An 18,642-nucleotide genomic window follows, 5' to 3' on the forward strand; every position below is an offset into this window, starting at 1 on the left:
GCCGCTGCTTCCAGCCCCTGGGCGAAGTGGGCCTGCATGGCCTGGGCCGTGGCGGCGCCATCGCGCCGGGCCAGGGCGGCCATTACCGCACGGTGTTCGCTCAGCGAATCCTCGATGCGCCCCTGCTTGAGCAGCGAGTTGTGGCGGTTGAGCTTCATCACCTTGCGCAGGTCGGCCACCATCTGGCTGCGCCAGCGGTTGTCGGCCAGCTCCAGCACCCGCATGTGAAAGCGCTCGTTCACGGCAAAGAAGCGCTCGCGCTCGCCGGCTGCGGCCTCCAGCTCGGCATGCAGAGCCTGCAACTCGTGCAACTGGGCCGGGGTGGCGGTGGTGGCTACCACCGCAGCGGCGTCGCTCTCCAGCAGGCTGAGCAGGTGGTAGACGTCGCGCAGGTCCTTGTCCGACATCTCGGTCACATAGGCGCCACGGCGCACCTTCATCGTGACCAGGCCTTCGGCGGCCAGCACCTTGAGCGCCTCGCGCAGGGGCGTGCGGCTGATGCCGAATTCCTCGGCGATCTTGAGCTCATCGATCCAGCTGCCGGGCTCCAGCTCGCGGCGGAAGATGCGCTGGCGCAGTTGCTCAGCCACTTCTTCGTACAGGGCGCGGGGCGTGAGGGTCAATGCAGACATGGGTGGATTGTAAGCTGCGAAGAATATTTTGAATCAATAATTATGAATGATGTAAACTTGCCGCCACATCGGGAACAGCCCTGACAACGTCCAACGCTTCCTCGGAGACCGCTTCGCCATGAGTGCCACGCCCCCCAACAGCCCCCCTGAATTCGCTGCCTCCTCGCTCGAGGACTGGGCGAAAGCCGCTGCCAAGTCGGCGCCGGGTGGCGATGTCAATGCGCTGAACTGGGTCACCCCCGACGGCATCACCGTCAAGCCGCTGTACACGGCGGCCGATACGGCCGACCTGCAGTACGCCAACACCTTGCCGGGCTTCGAGCCCTACCTGCGCGGCCCCCAGGCCACCATGTACGCGGTGCGGCCCTGGACCATCCGCCAGTACGCGGGCTTTTCCACGGCCGAGGAATCCAACGCCTTCTACCGCAAGGCGCTGGCCGCCGGCGGGCAGGGCGTGAGCGTGGCCTTCGACCTGGCCACCCACCGCGGCTACGACAGCGACCACCCGCGCGTCACCGGCGACGTGGGCAAGGCCGGCGTGGCCATCGATTCGGTGGAGGACATGAAGATCCTGTTCGACCAGATCCCGCTGGACAAGGTGTCCGTCTCGATGACCATGAACGGCGCCGTGCTGCCGGTGCTGGCCGGCTATGTGGTGGCGGCGGAAGAGCAGGGTGTGTCGCAGGACCAACTGAGCGGAACCATTCAGAACGACATTCTGAAAGAGTTCATGGTGCGCAACACCTACATCTACCCGCCCAAGCCGAGCATGCGCATCATCGGCGACATCATCGGCTACACGGCACGCAACATGCCGAAGTTCAACTCCATCTCCATCTCCGGCTACCACATGCAGGAGGCGGGCGCCAACCAGGCGCTGGAGCTGGCCTTCACGCTGGCCGATGGCAAGGAGTACGTGAAGACGGCCATCGCCTCGGGCCTGGACGTGGACGAGTTCGCCGGCCGGCTGTCGTTCTTCTGGGCCATCGGCATGAACTTCTACCTCGAAGTGGCCAAGATGCGCGCGGCGCGCCTGCTGTGGTGCCGCATCATGAAGGAGACGGGCGCCAAGAACCCCAAGAGCCTGATGCTGCGCACCCACTGCCAGACCAGCGGCTGGAGCCTGACCGAGCAGGACCCCTACAACAACATCGTGCGCACCACCATCGAGGCCATGGCGGCGGTGTTCGGCGGCACGCAGAGCCTGCACACCAATGCGCTCGACGAGGCCATAGCGCTGCCCACCGAGTTCTCCTCGCGCATCGCGCGCAACACGCAGCTCATCATCCAGGAAGAGACGCACATCACCAACGTGGTCGACCCCTGGGCCGGCAGCTACATGATGGAAAAGCTCACGCAGGACATGATGGATGCCGCCTGGAAGATCATCGAAGAGGTCGAGGCCATGGGCGGCATGACGCAGGCCGTGGACAGCGGCTGGGCCAAGCTCAAGATCGAGGCCGCCGCCGCCGAGAAGCAGGCGCGCATCGACAGCGGCAAGGACGTGATCGTCGGCGTCAACAAGTACAAGCTCAAGAAGGAAGACCCGGTCGACATCCTGCAGATCGACAACGTGATGGTGCGCGACGGCCAGATCGCGCGCCTCAAGGACATCCGCGCCAAGCGCGACACGGCCAAGGTGCAGGAGGCGCTCGACGTGCTCACCTCGGCTGCCGAAACCGGCGAGGGCAACCTGCTGGACCTGGCCATCAAGGCCGTGCGCCTGCGCGCCACGGTGGGCGAGGTGTCGGACGCGCTCGAAAAGATCTACGGGCGCCACCGCGCCGATACGCAAAAGGTGACCGGTGTGTACGCTGCCGCCTATGACTCGGCCGAGGGCTGGGACAAGCTCAAGAGCGAGATCAGCGATTTTGCCGAGGCCGAAGGCCGCCGCCCGCGCGTGATGATCGCCAAGCTCGGCCAGGACGGCCACGACCGCGGCGCCAAGGTGGTGGCCACGGCCTTTGCCGACCTGGGCTTCGACGTGGACATGGGCCCGCTGTTCCAGACCCCCGAGGAATGCGCGCGCCAGGCCATCGAGAACGACGTGCACGCCGTGGGCGTGAGCACGCTGGCCGCCGGCCACAAGACCCTGGTGCCGGCCATCATCCAGTCGCTCAAGGACCAGGGGGCGGACGACATCATCGTCTTCGTCGGCGGCGTGATCCCGGCGCAGGACTACGATTTTCTGTACGAGGCAGGCGTCAAGGGCGTCTACGGACCGGGCACGCCCATCCCGGCCAGCGCCAAGGACGTGCTCGAACAGATCCGCAAGGCCATTGCCGCATGAGCGTGCGCCAGACCAGGGGCCGTACGGAGATCGACCGATGAGCGCGTCCGTGTTCGTGCTGCACCCCGTTGCCGAAGACGACTTCGAGCCCATGCTGGCGCTGCGCACCGCCGCCATGCGTGAAAGCCTGGAGCGCGTGGGCCGCTACACGCCCGAGCGCTCGCGTGAGCGCCTGCGCGCTGCCTTCACCCCGGAGCACATGCAGCATCTGGCCTCGCCCGGTGGCCAGCGCATGGGCTTTGTCACCGTGCTGCCCGAGGGGGCGGGAACCCTGCGGCTGCAGCATCTGTACCTGCACCCCGACTGGCAGGGCAGCGGCATCGGCGCGGCGGTGCTGGCCAGCGTGCAAGACCGTGCGCGCCGCGAAGGCGCCGTGCTGCGCGTGACGGCGCTCAAGCACAGCAATGCCAACCGCTTCTACCTGCGCCACGGCTTCGTGCAGACCGGCGACGAGGATGTGGACGTGCACTACGAGTGGCGGGCCGGGGAGGCTGTGGAATGAACGTGCCCCTGCCTTTGGCCGACCTGAAGCCTCCTTCCAGCACATGGTTCGATGGCATTCTGCACGGCACCCAGCCCGTGCAGCGCCGCGCCATGGCCAAGGCCATCACCCTGCTCGAATCCACCCGTGCCGACCACCGCGCGCAGGGAGACGAATTGCTCACCGCTCTGCTGCCGTACACGGGCAAGGCCTTCCGCCTGGGCATCAGCGGCGTGCCGGGGGTGGGCAAGTCCACCTTCATCGAGGCGCTGGGGCTGTTCCTCATCGGCCGGGGCCACCGCGTGGCGGTGCTCACCATCGACCCGTCGAGCACCGTCTCGGGCGGCTCCATTCTGGGCGACAAGACGCGCATGGAGCAGTTGTCGATGCGCGAGGAGGCCTACATCCGCCCCAGCCCGTCGAGCGGCACGCTGGGCGGCGTGGCCGAAAAGACGCGCGAGGCCATGCTGGTCTGCGAGGCCGCAGGCTACGACGTGGTGATGGTCGAGACCGTGGGCGTGGGCCAGAGCGAGATCGCCGTGGCCGGCATGACCGACATGTTCGTGCTGCTGCAGTTGCCCAATGCGGGCGACGACCTGCAGGCCATCAAGAAGGGGGTGATGGAAATCGCCGACCTGGTGGCCATCAACAAGGCCGACATCGACAAGAATGCCGCCACCCGGGCCCAGGCGCAGATCACCTCCAGCCTACGCCTCCTGGGCATGCACGGCAACCCCGACCATGCCACGCACGGGGCCCTGTGGCAGCCGCGCGTGGTGCAGATCAGCGCGCTGCTGGGGCAGGGCGTGGACGGCTTCTGGGATGCCGTCACCCAGTTCCGCACCCAGCAGACCGACAACGGCCGCCTGGCCCTGCGCCGCGAAAAGCAGTCGCTGGCCTGGATGTGGGAGCGCATCGACGCCGGGCTCAAGCAGGCGTTTCGCCAGCATCCGCAGGTGCGCGGCCTGCTGCCCGCGCTGCAGACCGACGTGGCCGCGGGGCGCATCGCGGCATCCACTGCTGCGCGCACCCTGCTGGCAGCATCCCATACCCCTACACCCTAGATAGACAACCACAGCCATTTCACCGAAAGAGCGACCATGCAAGACATCCTGGAGCAACTGGAGAAGAAGCGCGCCCTGGCGCGCCTGGGCGGCGGGCAAAAGCGCATCGATGCGCAGCACGCCAAGGGCAAGCTCACGGCGCGCGAGCGCATTGAGCTGCTGCTGGACGACAACACCTTCGAAGAGTGGGACATGTTCGTCGAGCACCGCTGCACCGACTTCGGCATGGAGGACAACAAGATCCCCGGCGACGGCGTGGTCACCGGCTACGGCATGATCAATGGCCGCCTGGTGTTCGTCTTCAGCCAGGACTTCACCGTCTTCGGCGGCGCGCTGAGCGAGACGCATGCCGAAAAGATCTGCAAGGTGATGGACCAGGCCATGAAGGTCGGCGCCCCGGTGATCGGCATCAACGACTCGGGCGGCGCGCGCATCCAGGAGGGCGTGGCCTCCCTGGGCGGCTATGCCGACGTGTTCCAGAAGAACGTGCTGGCCAGCGGCGTGATCCCGCAGATCAGCATGATCATGGGCCCCTGCGCCGGCGGCGCCGTGTACTCGCCGGCCATGACGGACTTCATCTTCATGGTCAAGGATTCGAGCTACATGTTCGTGACCGGCCCCGAGGTGGTCAAGACCGTGACGCACGAGGAAGTCACCGCCGAGGAATTGGGCGGCGCCGGCACCCACACCACGCGCAGCGGCGTGGCCGACATGGCCTTCGAGAACGACGTGGAGGCGCTGATGATGCTGCGCCGCCTTTACAACTACCTGCCGCTGAACAACCGCGAAAAGGCGCCCGTGCGCCCGAGCAACGACCCGGCCGACCGCATGGACCGCAGCCTGGACACCCTGGTGCCCGAGAACGCCAACAAGCCCTACGACATGAAGGAGCTGATCGCCAAGGTGGTGGACGACGGCGACTTCTTCGAGCTGCAGCCCGACTACGCCAAGAACATCGTGATCGGCCTGGCGCGCATGGAAGGCCAGACCGTGGGCATCGTCGCCAACCAGCCGCTGGTGCTGGCAGGCTGCCTGGACATCAAGAGCTCCATCAAGGCCGCGCGCTTCGTGCGCTTTTGCGATGCCTTCAACATCCCCGTGGTCACCTTCGTGGACGTGCCCGGCTTCATGCCCGGCACCAGCCAGGAGTACGGCGGCATCATCAAGCACGGCGCCAAGCTGCTGTATGCGTATGCCGAGTGCACCGTGCCCAAGATCACCGTCATCACGCGCAAGGCCTATGGCGGCGCCTACGACGTGATGAGCTCCAAGCACCTGCGCGGCGACGTGAACCTGGCCTGGCCCAACGCCGAAATCGCCGTGATGGGCGCCAAGGGCGCGGTGGAGATCATCTTCCGCGAGGACAAGAACGACCCGGTGAAGCTGGCTGCGCGCGAAGCCGAGTACAAGGAGCGCTTTGCCAACCCCTTCGTGGCCAGCGCGCGCGGCTTCATCGACGACGTGATCCTGCCGCACGAAACGCGCAAGCGCATCTGCCGCAGCCTGGTCATGCTGCGCGACAAGAAGCTTGAGAACCCATGGCGCAAGCACGGCAACATTCCTCTCTGAGCGGCACTGCCACAGCCCTTGAGGCGTCGTTGCCGAGCCTGGTCGTAGCGCTGCTACTGCCTGCGGCCCGGCGCCTCTCCTCAACCGCTTCGCTGGGCTGTGCCAGCACCTAACCCAACCAGTTCCGGGTCGTACTTTTAGAAAAGAAGATCGCTATGTTTACCAAAATATTGATCGCCAACCGGGGCGAAATCGCGTGCCGGGTCATTGCCACCGCGAAGAAAATCGGCATCGCCACCGTGGCCGTGTACTCCGACGCCGACAAGGAGGCCCGCCACGTGAAGCTGGCCGACGAGGCCGTGCACATCGGCGCGGCACCAAGCCGCGAGAGCTACCTGCTGGCCGACAGGATCATTGCGGCGGCCAAACAGACCGGCGCGCAGGCCATCCACCCGGGCTACGGTTTCCTGTCGGAGAACGAGGCCTTCGCCAAGCGCTGCGAGGACGAGGGCATCGCCTTCATCGGCCCGAAGGCGCATTCGATTGCGGCCATGGGCGACAAGATTGCCTCCAAGAAGTTGGCCAACGAGGCCAAGGTCAACACCATCCCGGGCTACAACGACGCCATCAGCGGCCCCGAGCAGGCGGTGGAGATCGCCAAGGGCATCGGCTACCCCGTCATGATCAAGGCCTCGGCCGGCGGCGGCGGCAAGGGCCTGCGCGTGGCCTTCAACGACAAGGAGGCCTTCGAAGGCTTCACCAGCTGCCAGAACGAGGCACGCAACAGCTTTGGCGACGACCGCATCTTCATCGAGAAGTTCGTGCAGCAGCCGCGCCACATCGAGATCCAGGTGCTGGGCGACAGCCAGGGCAACGTGATCTACCTGAATGAGCGCGAGTGCTCCATCCAGCGCCGCCACCAGAAGGTGATCGAAGAGGCGCCATCGCCCTTCATCACCGATGCCACGCGCAAGGCCATGGGCGAGCAAGCGGTGCAGCTGGCCAAGGCCGTGAAGTACCAGAGCGCCGGCACGGTGGAGTTCGTGGTCGGCAAGGACCAGGACTTCTACTTTTTGGAGATGAACACCCGCCTGCAGGTGGAGCACCCGGTGACCGAGTGCATCACCGGCCTGGACCTGGTGGAGCTGATGATCCGCGTGGCCGCTGGCGAGCCGCTGCCGCTGACCCAGGCCGACGTGAAGCGCGACGGCTGGGCCATCGAGTGCCGCATCAACGCCGAAGACCCGTTCCGCAACTTCCTGCCCAGCACGGGGCGCCTGGTGCGCTTTCAGCCGCCGGAAGAATCGATGTTCCAGTCCGACACGGCCAAAAAGCTGGGCGTGCGCGTAGACACCGGCGTGTACGAGGGCGGCGAGATCCCGATGTTCTACGACTCGATGATCGCCAAGCTCATCGTGCACGGCACCGACCGCGACGATGCCATCCACAAGATGCGCGCGGCGCTCAACGGCTTCGTGATCCGCGGCATCAGCAGCAACATCCCCTTCCAGGCAGCGCTGCTGGCGCACCCCAAATTCGTCTCGGGCGACTTCAACACCGGCTTCATCGCCGAGAACTACAGCCAGGGCTTTGCGGCGGAAGACGTGCCGCACGAAGACCCGCTGTTCCTGGTGGCGCTGGCTGCCTACATGAACCGCCGCTACCGCGCGCGCGCCTCGGGCATCAGCGGCCAACTGGCGGGCCACGAGGTGAAGGTGGGCGAGCAGTTCGTCGTGGTCACGCTGGGCGCCGAAGGCAAGAACATCCACCACGAAGTGTCGGTGACGGACTTCGAGGACAAGTCCGGCTCCAGCGCGGTGATGGTGGAAGACAAGAGCTACAAGATCAGCAGCTCGGCCACGCTGGGCCAGGTGCGCGTGCAGGGGCAGTGCAATGGCCTGGGCTTCACCGCCCAGGTCGAGCGCGGCCCGGGCAAGAACCCGCTGGCGCTGCGCATCGCGCACAACGGCACGCAGATCGATGCACTGGTGCTTTCGCCTCTGGGTGCGCGCCTGCACCAGCTCATGCCCTTCAAGGCGCCGCCGGACCTGAGCCGCTTCTTGCTCTCGCCCATGCCCGGCCTGCTGGTGGACGTGGCCGTGCAGCCCGGCCAGAAGGTGCAGGCCGGCGAGAAGCTGGCCGTGATCGAGGCCATGAAGATGGAGAACATCCTCTTTGCCGCGCAGGATGGCGTGGTGGGCAAGATCGTCGCCGGCAAGGGCGAATCGCTGGCCGTGGACCAGGTCATCCTGGAATTCGTGTGAACCCAGGGCGCGCATAACCGTGTTCGTGACGGTGGATGAGTGGTCGAGCAGACCACGCGAGCGCTGGCCGCTGCTGCGCCTGGCCTGCCTGCTGGCGGGCGCCGTGCTGCTGGCCGATGGCCTGGTGCTGATGTCCATGGGCTTGCATTGGGGCTGGCCCTGTGCCTGATCGCCTGGGGCTGGCACCCGCTGCAGGCCCGATTGGGTCGGGCAGGGTGGACGCGGCGCGCGTGGCGCGCGGGCTGGCTGCTGTTTCTGGCCTGGGTTGCCAGCGTCGCCCTGTTCTGGAATGCGCTGGCCGGCCAAGTGCAGGCTTTCAACGCTGCGGCGGGCGATGTGCCCCTGAAGGCTATCATCGTGCTGGGCAGCGGCACGCCCAACGGCCAGCCCTCGCCGGCCTTGCGGGCGCGGCTGGACAAGGCGCGCGAGCTGGCCGCCGCCCATCCCGCCGCCTGGGTCGTGGTGTCGGGCGGGGTGGATTTCGGCGAAACCGCGAGCGAAGGCCGCATCATGGGCGACTACCTGCGCGCCCAGGGCATGGCCGCCGAGCGCATCCTGCAGGAAGAGCGCAGTACCAGCACCGAGCTGAACCTGCGCTACAGCCTGCCGCTGCTGCAGGCCAAGGGCCTGGGACTCACCAGCCCCATGGCCGTGGTCACCAGCGACTTCCACACCGTGCGTGCCCAGCGCATCGCCCGCAAGATCGGTTACACGCAATCCGTGGTGGCGGGGGCCCCCACGCCGCTCTACCTGCGCTACAACGCCTGGCTGCGCGAATACTTTGCCACGGCCAGCAGCTGGATCCTCGGTGAAGTCTGAAACCATTCCCTTGTTCTTGAAAGATCTGCCATGAATACCGCCGTCTCCCGCCCCTTCAAAGTCCTGGGCATCCAGCAGGTCGCCATCGGCGGCACCGACAAGGCGCGCATGAAGACCCTGTGGGTTGACATGCTGGGCCTCACGCAGACGGGCACCTTCCAGAGCGAGCGCGAGAACGTGGACGAGGACATTCTGGCCATGGGGCAGGGCGCCTGGAAGGTCGAGGTGGACCTCATGCAACCGCTCGACATCGACAAGAAGCCCGCCGTGCACACCACGCCGCTCAACCACATCGGTCTGTGGATCGACGACCTGCCAAAAGCGGTGGAATGGCTCACCGCCAAGGGCGTGCGCTTTGCGCCGGGCGGCATCCGCAAGGGGGCTGCGGGCTTTGACATCACCTTCTTGCACCCCAAGAGCAACGACGAGTTCCCGATTGCGGGCGAGGGCGTGCTGATCGAGCTGGTGCAGGCGCCGGCCGAAGTGATCGCCGCACTGGGCTGAGCCCGCTGCAGCCGATGGCCTTCATGGGGCGAGCCCGGAGCGCAGCAGCGCTGCTGTTTGCGCTGGCAAGTCCCACCCTCTGGGCCTCAGGTGGCACAGGCACCTCCCCACTCGACTGGGGGCACGCTGGCGAAACGCTGGAATACCGCTCCTGCGGCTGCGCCGACAGCTGCTGGGTGGCCGAGGTGAAGAACCGCCGCACCCGGCAGACCCTGGCGCGGCTGCGCTGCGACTGCGAACGCCTGTTCTCGCAGACGGGCGCACGCGGCCCCGAGGTGGAGCGCGCCCCGAGCTGCGCTGCCTTCGAGGGCACGGCGGACAAGCCGGGCGCCATCCGCCAGGCGCTGGAGAAACTGCTCAAGCGCTGACCCAGCAGTGCGCCCATGACCTGGCGGGTCATGGATCCACATGCCGATGAGGGATACAACGGGGACATTCCGTCCCTTTCTGGAGTTGTGCCCCATGCGTATCCTCACCACCTTGGCCTTGCTGGTCGTGGGCGTCATCCATCTGATCCCCTTGTCGGGCGTACTCGGGCATGAACACCTCGCCCGTCTGTATGGGGCCGCGCCCTCCGACCCCAGCGCCCTGATCCTGATGCGCCACCGTGCCGTGCTGTTCGGCATCGTGGGTGGCGTGTGCGTGCTGGCCGCGTTCAAGCCCGCTTTGCAGTGGCTGGCGCTGGTCCTCGGGGGCTTCAGCGTCGTTTCCTTTCTCTGGCTGGCCTGGTCCACCGGCGGGTTCAACGCCCACCTGCAGCGCGTGGTCCTGGCCGATGTGCTGGCTTTGCTGTGCCTGGTGGCCGGTGCGGGCGCTCTGGCGCTGGCCGAACGTGCGCCAGGAACGCGCTAACTTGCACTAACGTCGAGGCACGCGGCGTGCCCTGCCATGGGTGTTGGATGCCGAAGCTGAACATAGGCGGCAAGTTCTGACAACGCATTTCCGAGTGCCTTCAATATGCAACCTACATCTGCCAATTGCTGGCTTCGCCGCTCTTCATGCATGGGTAAATGAGCGAGGTTGTTCGCGAGAATTCAGTGGCACTTTTTGTGACCCATGAGGGTGCATTTGAACCAAAACCTCATTCAAAATCATGGTGATAGCAACATGAGGCTTCGCTCCCGCAGGTACAGGGGTGGCGCCTTGTGTGGCATCTGATCCGCTTGATGAAAGGACCGAACCCATGGTGAACACCGCACTTTCCACCCCCCAGCCGATCCAGCTGCACCGACCCGTCTCCGCACCGGTGGTGCGTGGCGAATGGACAGTCGCGGCCATCCAGGCACTGCTCGACAAACCCTTGATGGACCTGCTGTTCGAGGCCCAGACCGTGCACCGCCAGCACTGGCCCCAGGGCGACATCGAGCTGGCCACGCTGCTCTCGGTAAAAACCGGCGGCTGCCCCGAAAACTGCGGCTACTGCCCGCAGGCGGCCGAGTTCGACACCGGCGTGAAGGCCGAGAAGCTGATGGCGGTGGACGAAGTGCTGCGCGCCGCCCAGGCCGCCAAGGACGCGGGCGCCACGCGCTTTTGCATGGGGGCCGCCTGGCGCGCCCCCAAGGACCGCGACATCGAAAAGGTGAGCGAGCTGATCGGCGCCGTCAAGGGCCTGGGCCTGCAGACCTGCGCCACCCTGGGCATGCTCGAATCGCACCAGGCCCTGGCGCTCAAGGACGCGGGGCTGGACTACTACAACCATAACCTCGACACCGCCCCCGAGTACTACACCGACGTGGTCAGTACCCGCGCCTACCAAGACCGGCTCGATACCTTGCAGCATGTGCGCAGTGCCGGCATCAGCGTGTGCTGCGGCGGCATCGTGGGCATGGGCGAGGCGCCCGTTCACCGCGCCGGGCTCATTGCCCAGTTGGCCAACCTCAACCCCTACCCCGAGTCCGTGCCCATCAACAGCCTGGTGCGCGTGCCCGGCACGCCGCTGGCCGACAGCGAGCCCATCGACCCGCTCGATTTCGTGCGCATGATCGCCGTGGCCCGCATCACCATGCCCCGGGCCCGCGTGCGCCTGTCGGCCGGGCGCCAACAGATGGGCGAGGCGGTGCAGGCGATGTGCTTCCTGGCGGGGGCCAATTCGATCTTCTATGGCGACAAGCTGCTGGTGACGGGGAACCCGGATGTGGAGGCTGATGAGCAGTTGCTGCGCAAGCTGGGCCTTTGCGCAACCGGCCAAGCATGCGCCAGGGAGCTGGAGCTCAACTGAATTTGAAGTCTGGCGACGGCGCGAGAGCGGAATCGTTTGGTTTCAAACTCACCCGTTTAGGTGAACCTCTGAAGCACCTGCTTCAACCCGTAGACAGCTAGCATCTCCCTAATAAGAGCGACTGTCGTGAGGGAGCGTGATGGACGAATTTCGGGAGGATACTGCGCACGCGGCTGGCGAGCCTCTACATAAGGCAGTGCATCCGCGAGACCGCAACCGCCATGCCGAAGTGCCCATCGCGCAAGTCATGATCGTCTCCAAACAGCGCGAACATGATGTTGAAGCCGTCTGAGATTATTATGACTCCAACCTTTTCTGATCGGTGCTACATGAGTCTTAAGATCAAAGTGGTATTTTCCAATTTTTTAATTTTCATATCGGCGTTTTGCTGCTTTCATATCGAGACAAGATCCGTACACGCTGGAATTCCGACATCCCCGCAAATCACTATCGAAGAAAGTTTGAGAAATGACACTGATTTCATTTTTCAGGGGCATTTCAAGCGCATTGTTTGGATAGACAAAAGTTTATACTACAAACTTTGGAAAAGAGGTGAGCCTATACCTATGGAGGAATTGGTCTTGCATGAGGAAAACGACGACGGTAGATCTGGCGCCTCCTTTGTCGAGGTGGTTGGGGTTAAATTGCTGTCCGTTCATCCAAATAACAAAAATGCCAAATCATATCAATGCGACCATGAGAAAATATACATACTCCGATCATTAGATGATGAACCGGTGGGACGATATCTTAGAAAACTCATAGGCAAGGATGTTATTTTGCGTCTGTCGCCAGAAACAAGTTACGCGGTTGGTTCTGCCAATTTCCCACAGCCATTTTTTCGAACAGCCGGTCGACAATTCAATTGGTTTGATGGAATGCCTCTGCCTATCGAGGAAAAGCCGACGATTGAAAGTATTTATAAAAAACTTGGCTACATTTCATCGGCAAATATCACTTGCAGCAAATAGGATTTTTTGCCATTGCGCCCATGCAATGCATGGCACTATGCCCAGCTCATGAAATAGTGCATGCACCACGCATGTTGGTCTTCGCCGCCTTTGAAGGGGGCAGTTGAGCATCTATTTCATTACCTTCACCCGCCCCGCAGGCCTTTTACCTCCGCCCGCAACCGCTCCACCTCCGCCTGCAGCCGGCTGTTCTCGTGCATCTGGTCAAAATCCTTCTGCAGCTGCTTGCGGTGCTCCACGTAGTACATGAGGTTGCTGACCCGCAGGCGCAGCAGCTCGGGCTCGATGGGCTTGAAGACGTAGTCGATGGCGCCCAGGCTCAGGCCCTGGTGGCGTGAGGCTTCGTCGGTCATCGCGGTGACGAAGATGATGGGCGTGCATTCCGAGGCATGGTGTTCGCGCAGGCGGCGCGCCACCTCGAAGCCGTCCATGCCGGGCATCATCACGTCGAGCAATATCAGGTCCGGCGGCGCGTCGGACTGGCAGATGGACAGGGCCTTCTCGCCGTTGTGCGCGATCTTGACCTTGAAGCGGTCGCGGAACAGGCCGGCGATCAGCTGCAGGTTGTCGGGCGTATCGTCCACCACCAGGATGGTCGCGCGCTCGGGTTCAGTGGAAAGTTCGGGGGGGGACTCCAGTGCAGGCGGGGGCGCCAGCGCGGAGACCAGGGATTGGGCGTCACGCTGCATCACGCGCTGCATGCGCTCGATGAGCCGGCGCACGGTAAAGGGCTTGACCAGCAGGTCGCCAATGCCCAGGCGGATGGCTCGGGCGGCCGAATCCCGGTCCAGCCCGCCCGACATCAGGATGAAGGGCAGGCCCGCCAGCTTGGGGTCGGCGCGCATGGCTTCGAGCACGGTGAGGCCGTCCATGCCCTGCATGTCCAGGTCGCAGATCACCACGTGCACGGGTTCGGCACGCAGCATCTGCAGGGCGCGTGTGCCGTCACGGGCCTGCAGTACCTGGCCGAAACCGAAAGTCTGCAGCTGGCTGGCCAGGGCCTGGCGCATGGCGCTGGCGCCTTCGGCCAGCAGCACGGTGGTCTTGGAAGGATGCATGTCTCAGGATGGGGTGTCTTGTGCGGTCAGTTCGATGTGCTCGGCGGGCAGATCCGTGGCCATGCGGTCTACCTGGGCGTGCAGTGCCTGCTCGCCATCGGCAAAGCGCTGGGCGATTTGTCGGAACTCTTCGGACAGCGCCAGGAAGGCGTCCACCATGTCGGGGTCGAAATGGCTGCCTCGGCCGTCGCGGATGATTTCCACGGCCACCTCGTGGGGAAACGCCTCCTTGTAGACGCGCACGGAGATCAGCGCGTCGTACACATCGGCCACGGCCATCAAGCGTGCGGACAGGGGAATGGTGTTGCCCACCAGCCCCTCGGGGTAGCCCGAGCCGTCCCACTTTTCCTGGTGGCTGTAGGCGATCTCCTTGGCGTAGCGGAAGAAGGGGTTGGTCTGCGAAGCCTCGCGCTCCGCAGCCACGATGGCGTCGCGTCCCAGCGTGGTGTGGGTCTTCATGATTTCGAACTCTTCGGGCGTGAGCTTGCCCGGTTTGAGCAGAATGCGGTCCGGGATGCCCACCTTGCCGATGTCGTGCAGCGGCGCCGACTTGAAGATCATCTCGATGGCCGCCTCGGTGAGCTCGTCCTGGAAGCGCGGGTGGTGCTGCAGCTTGCGTGCCAGCACTTCCACGTAGTGCTGGGTGCGGCGGATGTGGTTGCCGGTCTCATTGTCGCGCGTTTCCGCCAGCGAGGCCATGGCGCGAATGGTGCCGTCCTGCAGCTCCACTACCTCGCGCGTGCGCCGGGCCACTTCTTCCTCCAGGTACTGGTTCTGGCGCGCCAGCAGGTCGCGGGCGCGCTTGAGCAGCAGGTGGTTGCGCACCCGCGCCAGGGTGATGGCCGGGTTGATGGGCTTGGTGATGTAGTCCACCGCACCGAGCTCCAGGCCCACCGTCTCGTCGTCCGACGCGCTCATGGCCGTGAGGAAGATCACCGGGATGTCCTCGGTCTCGGGGTTGAACTGCAGGCGGCGCAGCACCTCGTAGCCATCCATCTCGGGCATCATGATGTCCAGCAGGATCAGGTCGGGCTTGCCGTCGCCCGCGACGATCTGCAGGGCCCGCTCGCCGCTGTTGGCCAGCTTGACCTTGTAGTCCGGGCGCAGCAGGCCGCTCATCACCGACAGGTTGTCGGGCATGTCGTCCACCACCAGCACGGTGCATTTGCCGCTCGTTTCCATGGGATTGCTCATGACGTGGGTCCTCCTTGTATCGCGGGGCGGGGCAGCGGGGCTGCACGCAGCAGCGCCAGTGCGTCGGTGAAGATGTAGCTGTCCAGCGCGCGCTTCATCTCGCCGTAGACGGGGCCAAGCAAGGCCTTGAGGGCGGGGCCCGAGTCCTTGAACAGTTCCACGGCGTCCGAATCGTCGTCCGCCAGCAGTGCCTCCAGGCGCGCGAGCAATTGCTGCGCCTCTGCGGCGTCCACCGGTGCCTGCTGGGCCGCGGCCTCCTCCGTGGGCAGTGCGCTGCGCAACGCTGCCACCAGGGCCTGACAGGCCGTGTCCACCGGCTCCAGCAGCGTGCTCACCACCTGGACATCGGCATCGGCCGCAATCGCGTGCTCCACCGCCTCGGCCAATTGGGCCAGGGGCGCGGCGCCGATGGTGCCCGCAGTCCCCTTGAGGGTGTGCATGGAGCGCAAGGCATCCTGCCGCTGGCCGGCAGCAAGGAGGGCGCTGGTGTTCTGCGCTGCGGCCGCCTGGCCGGCCACGAACTTGCGCAACAGGCTTTCGTAGGCAGCGGGCTTGCCCAGCACCCGGCGCAGGCCGGCGGCCGCGTCCAGCCCCTCGATGCGGGCCAGGGCTTCAAGGGCGAGCGCAGGCTCCGCCGCCGATATGGACGCAGCAGGAGCCAGGGCCGGGGCCCCGGCACGCGCAGGCACCCACTGCAGGAGCTGCGAAAACAGCTCATCGGGGTCGATGGGCTTGGCCACATGGCCGTTCATGCCGGCGGCCAGGCAGCTGTCGCGGTCGCCGCTCATGGCATTGGCCGTCATGGCCAGCACGGGCAGCTTGTGCCAGTCGGGGTTCTCGCGGATGTGGCGCGTGGCAGTCAGACCATCCATCACCGGCATCTGCATGTCCATGAGCACGATGTCGTAGGCGGCGCGCTGCTGCAGCATGTCCAGCGCCACCTGGCCATTCTCGGCCACCTCCACCACCAGCCCGGCGTCGCCCAGCAGGTCGGCGCCCACCTGCTGGTTCAGGTCGTTGTCGTCCACCAGCAGGACCCGGGCGCCACGTATGGGGCCGAGGTCGGGCGCAGTGGTCCGCCGCGTTGCTGCGTAGCCTGCCAGGCCAGCATCCTGCACCCCTCCCAGCGCGCGGATGGCGGTGTCGAACAGCTGGGATGGGCTGACCGGCTTGGTCAGCATCAGGGCGATGCCGGCCTTCTCCAACTCGCGGAACACCTCCTCGCGGCCATGCGCGGTGACGATCACCGGTACCGGCGGGTGGGGCAGCAGGGCCAGTTGGGCGGCTGTCTGAAAGCCATCCAGCCCCGGCATTCTCCAGTCGAGAAACGCGATCTCGCAGGGCAGGCCGGCCGCGTCGGCATCGCGTGCCGCAACAATGGCTTCTTCGCCCGAGGCGGCCGTGGTCACGGCAAAGCTCATGCTGGCCAGCAGGCCCGAGAGGATCTGGCGTGCCTGTTCGCTGTCGTCCACCACCAGCACGCGGCGCCCGCGCAGGTCGGGCTCGGGCATGAGCGGGCGCCCCGAGGGCGTGCCCAGGCCCACCCGGGCGGTGAACCAGAAGCTGCTGCCCTGGCCGGGCGTGCTGTCCACGCCCACCTCGCCGCCCATCAGGCCCGCCAGCTTCTTGGAGATGGCCAGCCCCAGCCCGGTGCCGCCGTACTTGCGGGTGGTGGAGGTGTCGGCCTGCTCGAACGAGCGGAACAGCCGCGACTGCTGCTCGGGCGTGAGGCCGATGCCCGTGTCCTGCACCTCGAAGCGCAGCAGCAGGCCCTCGGCATCGCGTGCCACCTCCAGCACGCGCACAACGATCTCGCCGGTGTCGGTGAACTTCACGGCATTGTTGCCATAGTTCACGAGGATCTGCCCAAGGCGCAGCGGGTCGCCCAGCAGGTCATCGGGCAGGGCAGGGTCCACGTCGAACATCAGCTCCAGGCCCTTGGCCGAGCACTTGTCGCCGATCAGGTTGGCCACGTTGTCCAGCACCCCGCGCAGTCCGAAATCGACGGTTTCCACTTCCAGCTTGCCGGCCTCTATCTTGCTGAAATCGAGAATGTCATTGATCAGCCCCAGCAGGTGCTGGCCCGAGCGCTGGATCTTCTCGACATAGTCGCGCTGGCGCGGCGAGAGGTCGGTGGTGAGCGCCAGGTGGCTCATGCCGATCACGGCGTTCATGGGGGTGCGGATCTCGTGGCTCATGTTGGCCAGAAAGTCCGACTTCATCTGCGATGCGTCTTCGGCACGGGCGCGGGCCACCTCCAGCTCGTCCTCGTGCTCGCGCAGGGTGGCGTTGGCCTGCTCCAGCTCCTCGGTGCGCTGGACCACCCGGGCTTCGAGCACCTCTTCGCTGCGCTTCAAGGCCTCCACCAGCTCGGCCTGCGCGGCCAGGGCCAGCGACTTGGCCTTTTCGCGTTTCAAGAACTGCCGGCCCATGGCCACGGCCAGCAGAAAAGTCAAAAGCGCCTGGAACGCCGTAAGCCCCGTGGTCAAAAGGGTCTGGTACTGCACCTCGGCGTTGCGCTGGTCTCCCAGCAAGGCCGAGATGCGCGAGGCGTTGAGCGACAGCTCCTGCACCGTCGCGCGCAGATCGACCAGGCGCTCGCGCAACAGCCGCATGTTGGCCTGGCTGGTTCGCACGTCGGCTGCCAAACCAAAATAGCTGTCGCCGGCTTCGACGAATTCCTGCAGCTCTGCCAGGGCCTTGGCGTAGATCGGCTCGTGCTGCATGAGGGTGCGCGCAGTGCCGCTCTCCAGTGCACTGAAGCGGCTCAGGAACAGGTCGTAGCGCAGCTGCAGCGCGTCCATCGAGGTGCTTTCGGGGTCTAACTCGTACTGGTGCAGGGCGTGGTCCAGCCGTTCGTGCTCCACATTGAGCTGCAGGAAGGACCACAGGGCGTTCACGTCGCCCCGGCGCATCACGGCTTCGACGCTGCGGTACTGGTGGTACTGGACGGCCGCAATGGACACGTAGACCACCACCAGGCTGGCGATGATCAGGGGCAGGAGGTGCTTGCTGCGCAGCATGGGGAGCCCACTAGTGCGCTGTCCGGCAAATAGATGACCGCGATAAAACCGATGGATTTCGCGCCAGGGCAAGGCGCAAACCGCATCGATAGCCGCAGCTATCGAGAGGATTTGCAACGCAGCCCTGGTGTGAAAGACGCGGTTTTATGGGCATTTATTTGCCGGACAGCACACTATCTGATCTGCAGGGTGCTGAGCTGCCAGGCAGAACGGTTGTAGTACAGCTCGGTACGCAATTCGGCCTTGGTATCGAAGGGGAAGACGATGAAGAGGGGGCCCTTCTCCCGGATCGGCATGGAGCGGTCGTTCATGAGCCGGGCCACGATCACATCGTGGCGCGTGGCATCGTCGAAAGGGATCTCGGTCTTGTAGTCGTTGAGCGCCACTGCCGTGATCTTGCTGCCCTTGGCACCCGCAGCCGCGAGCACATCGCGCAGCAGCGGCCCGGTGAAGGTGACGGGCTGGGGGTACCAGGGGGTCTGGGTGGTGAAGCTCTTCTGGGGCAGCTTTTCGAGCATCTTCATGTCGAACTGTGCCTTCTCCCCCTGATTCGTTTTGCTGACGCCCCCCTGGAGGGTCAACACCACAGGCCCTGCGGGCTTCTCCAGCGTCTGC

Annotated in this window: 17 protein-coding genes; 12 read left to right on the forward strand and 5 right to left on the reverse strand. The window is 65.2% G+C overall.

Annotated elements, in window-relative coordinates; translation table 11 throughout:
• The coding region (locus tag ASE31_RS23855) for a GntR family transcriptional regulator (protein WP_057204360.1) at positions 1 to 632 on the reverse strand (632 nt) is incomplete at its 3' end.
• 118 nt (positions 633 to 750) lie between these two features.
• On the opposite strand from ASE31_RS23855, the gene scpA reads away from it, so the two are divergent.
• The 12 genes from scpA (at position 751) to ASE31_RS31905 (ending at position 12,752) form a co-directional block, all read left to right on the forward strand.
• Positions 751 to 2,922 (forward strand): methylmalonyl-CoA mutase, encoded by a 2,172-nt coding sequence (gene scpA, locus ASE31_RS23860; RefSeq protein ID WP_057204362.1) that lies wholly within the window; start codon positions 751 to 753, stop codon positions 2,920 to 2,922.
• 37 nt (positions 2,923 to 2,959) lie between these two features.
• Positions 2,960 to 3,424: a GNAT family N-acetyltransferase gene (locus tag ASE31_RS23865; protein ID WP_057204364.1), complete on the forward strand. Its 465-nt coding sequence runs from the start codon at positions 2,960 to 2,962 to the stop codon at positions 3,422 to 3,424.
• Positions 3,421 to 4,467: a methylmalonyl Co-A mutase-associated GTPase MeaB gene (gene meaB, locus ASE31_RS23870; protein ID WP_057204366.1), complete on the forward strand. Its 1,047-nt coding sequence runs from the start codon at positions 3,421 to 3,423 to the stop codon at positions 4,465 to 4,467. The genes ASE31_RS23865 and meaB overlap by 4 nt, the downstream gene beginning before the upstream one ends.
• 36 nt (positions 4,468 to 4,503) lie before the next feature.
• Positions 4,504 to 6,036, forward strand: coding sequence for an acyl-CoA carboxylase subunit beta (locus ASE31_RS23875; protein ID WP_057204367.1), 1,533 nt, complete (start codon positions 4,504 to 4,506; stop codon positions 6,034 to 6,036).
• Positions 6,037 to 6,191: 155 nt separating this feature from the next.
• Complete coding sequence (locus ASE31_RS23880; protein ID WP_057204369.1) at positions 6,192 to 8,240, forward strand: acetyl/propionyl/methylcrotonyl-CoA carboxylase subunit alpha; 2,049 nt, start codon at positions 6,192 to 6,194, stop codon at positions 8,238 to 8,240.
• 19 nt (positions 8,241 to 8,259) lie between these two features.
• Positions 8,260 to 8,409: a hypothetical protein gene (locus tag ASE31_RS33175; RefSeq protein WP_369819488.1), complete on the forward strand. Its 150-nt coding sequence runs from the start codon at positions 8,260 to 8,262 to the stop codon at positions 8,407 to 8,409.
• Positions 8,388 to 9,059, forward strand: coding sequence for a YdcF family protein (locus ASE31_RS23885; protein ID WP_369819489.1), 672 nt, complete (start codon positions 8,388 to 8,390; stop codon positions 9,057 to 9,059). Before ASE31_RS33175 ends, ASE31_RS23885 begins: the two co-directional genes overlap by 22 nt.
• A 30-nt stretch (positions 9,060 to 9,089) precedes the next feature.
• Positions 9,090 to 9,563: a VOC family protein gene (locus ASE31_RS23890; RefSeq protein ID WP_057204372.1), complete on the forward strand. Its 474-nt coding sequence runs from the start codon at positions 9,090 to 9,092 to the stop codon at positions 9,561 to 9,563.
• Between the two features lie 23 nt (positions 9,564 to 9,586).
• Positions 9,587 to 9,931, forward strand: a complete 345-nt coding sequence (locus tag ASE31_RS23895; protein WP_235514745.1) for a hypothetical protein — start codon at positions 9,587 to 9,589, stop codon at positions 9,929 to 9,931.
• 94 nt (positions 9,932 to 10,025) lie between these two features.
• Positions 10,026 to 10,415 (forward strand): hypothetical protein, encoded by a 390-nt coding sequence (locus ASE31_RS23900; RefSeq protein ID WP_057204375.1) that lies wholly within the window; start codon positions 10,026 to 10,028, stop codon positions 10,413 to 10,415.
• A 331-nt stretch (positions 10,416 to 10,746) separates the two neighbouring features.
• The gene (gene bioB, locus ASE31_RS23905) at positions 10,747 to 11,781 is read left to right on the forward strand and encodes a biotin synthase BioB (RefSeq protein ID WP_057204377.1); all 1,035 of its coding nucleotides are present in this window, start codon (positions 10,747 to 10,749) and stop codon (positions 11,779 to 11,781) included.
• A gap of 329 nt (positions 11,782 to 12,110) precedes the next feature.
• The gene (locus ASE31_RS31905) at positions 12,111 to 12,752 is read left to right on the forward strand and encodes a hypothetical protein (RefSeq protein WP_157412634.1); all 642 of its coding nucleotides are present in this window, start codon (positions 12,111 to 12,113) and stop codon (positions 12,750 to 12,752) included.
• A gap of 125 nt (positions 12,753 to 12,877) precedes the next feature.
• Here ASE31_RS31905 and ASE31_RS23910 read toward each other — a convergent pair whose 3' ends face one another.
• The 4 genes from ASE31_RS23910 to ASE31_RS23925 all read right to left on the reverse strand — a co-directional run bounded on the left by ASE31_RS23910 (position 12,878) and on the right by ASE31_RS23925 (position 18,551).
• The gene (locus tag ASE31_RS23910) at positions 12,878 to 13,810 is read right to left on the reverse strand and encodes a response regulator (RefSeq protein ID WP_057204379.1); all 933 of its coding nucleotides are present in this window, start codon (positions 13,808 to 13,810) and stop codon (positions 12,878 to 12,880) included.
• Positions 13,811 to 13,813: 3 nt separating this feature from the next.
• Complete coding sequence (locus ASE31_RS23915; protein ID WP_057204381.1) at positions 13,814 to 15,004, reverse strand: two-component system response regulator; 1,191 nt, start codon at positions 15,002 to 15,004, stop codon at positions 13,814 to 13,816.
• Positions 15,001 to 18,027: a response regulator gene (locus ASE31_RS23920; protein ID WP_082604337.1), complete on the reverse strand. Its 3,027-nt coding sequence runs from the start codon at positions 18,025 to 18,027 to the stop codon at positions 15,001 to 15,003. The genes ASE31_RS23915 and ASE31_RS23920 overlap by 4 nt, the downstream gene beginning before the upstream one ends.
• A gap of 173 nt (positions 18,028 to 18,200) precedes the next feature.
• Positions 18,201 to 18,551: a molybdopterin-dependent oxidoreductase gene (locus tag ASE31_RS23925; RefSeq protein WP_369819490.1), complete on the reverse strand. Its 351-nt coding sequence runs from the start codon at positions 18,549 to 18,551 to the stop codon at positions 18,201 to 18,203.
• Between the last annotated feature and the right edge of the window lie 91 nt (positions 18,552 to 18,642).

The organism is Acidovorax sp. Root217 (assembly GCF_001428645.1).
Classification (GTDB): Bacteria; Pseudomonadota; Gammaproteobacteria; order Burkholderiales; family Burkholderiaceae_C; genus Acidovorax.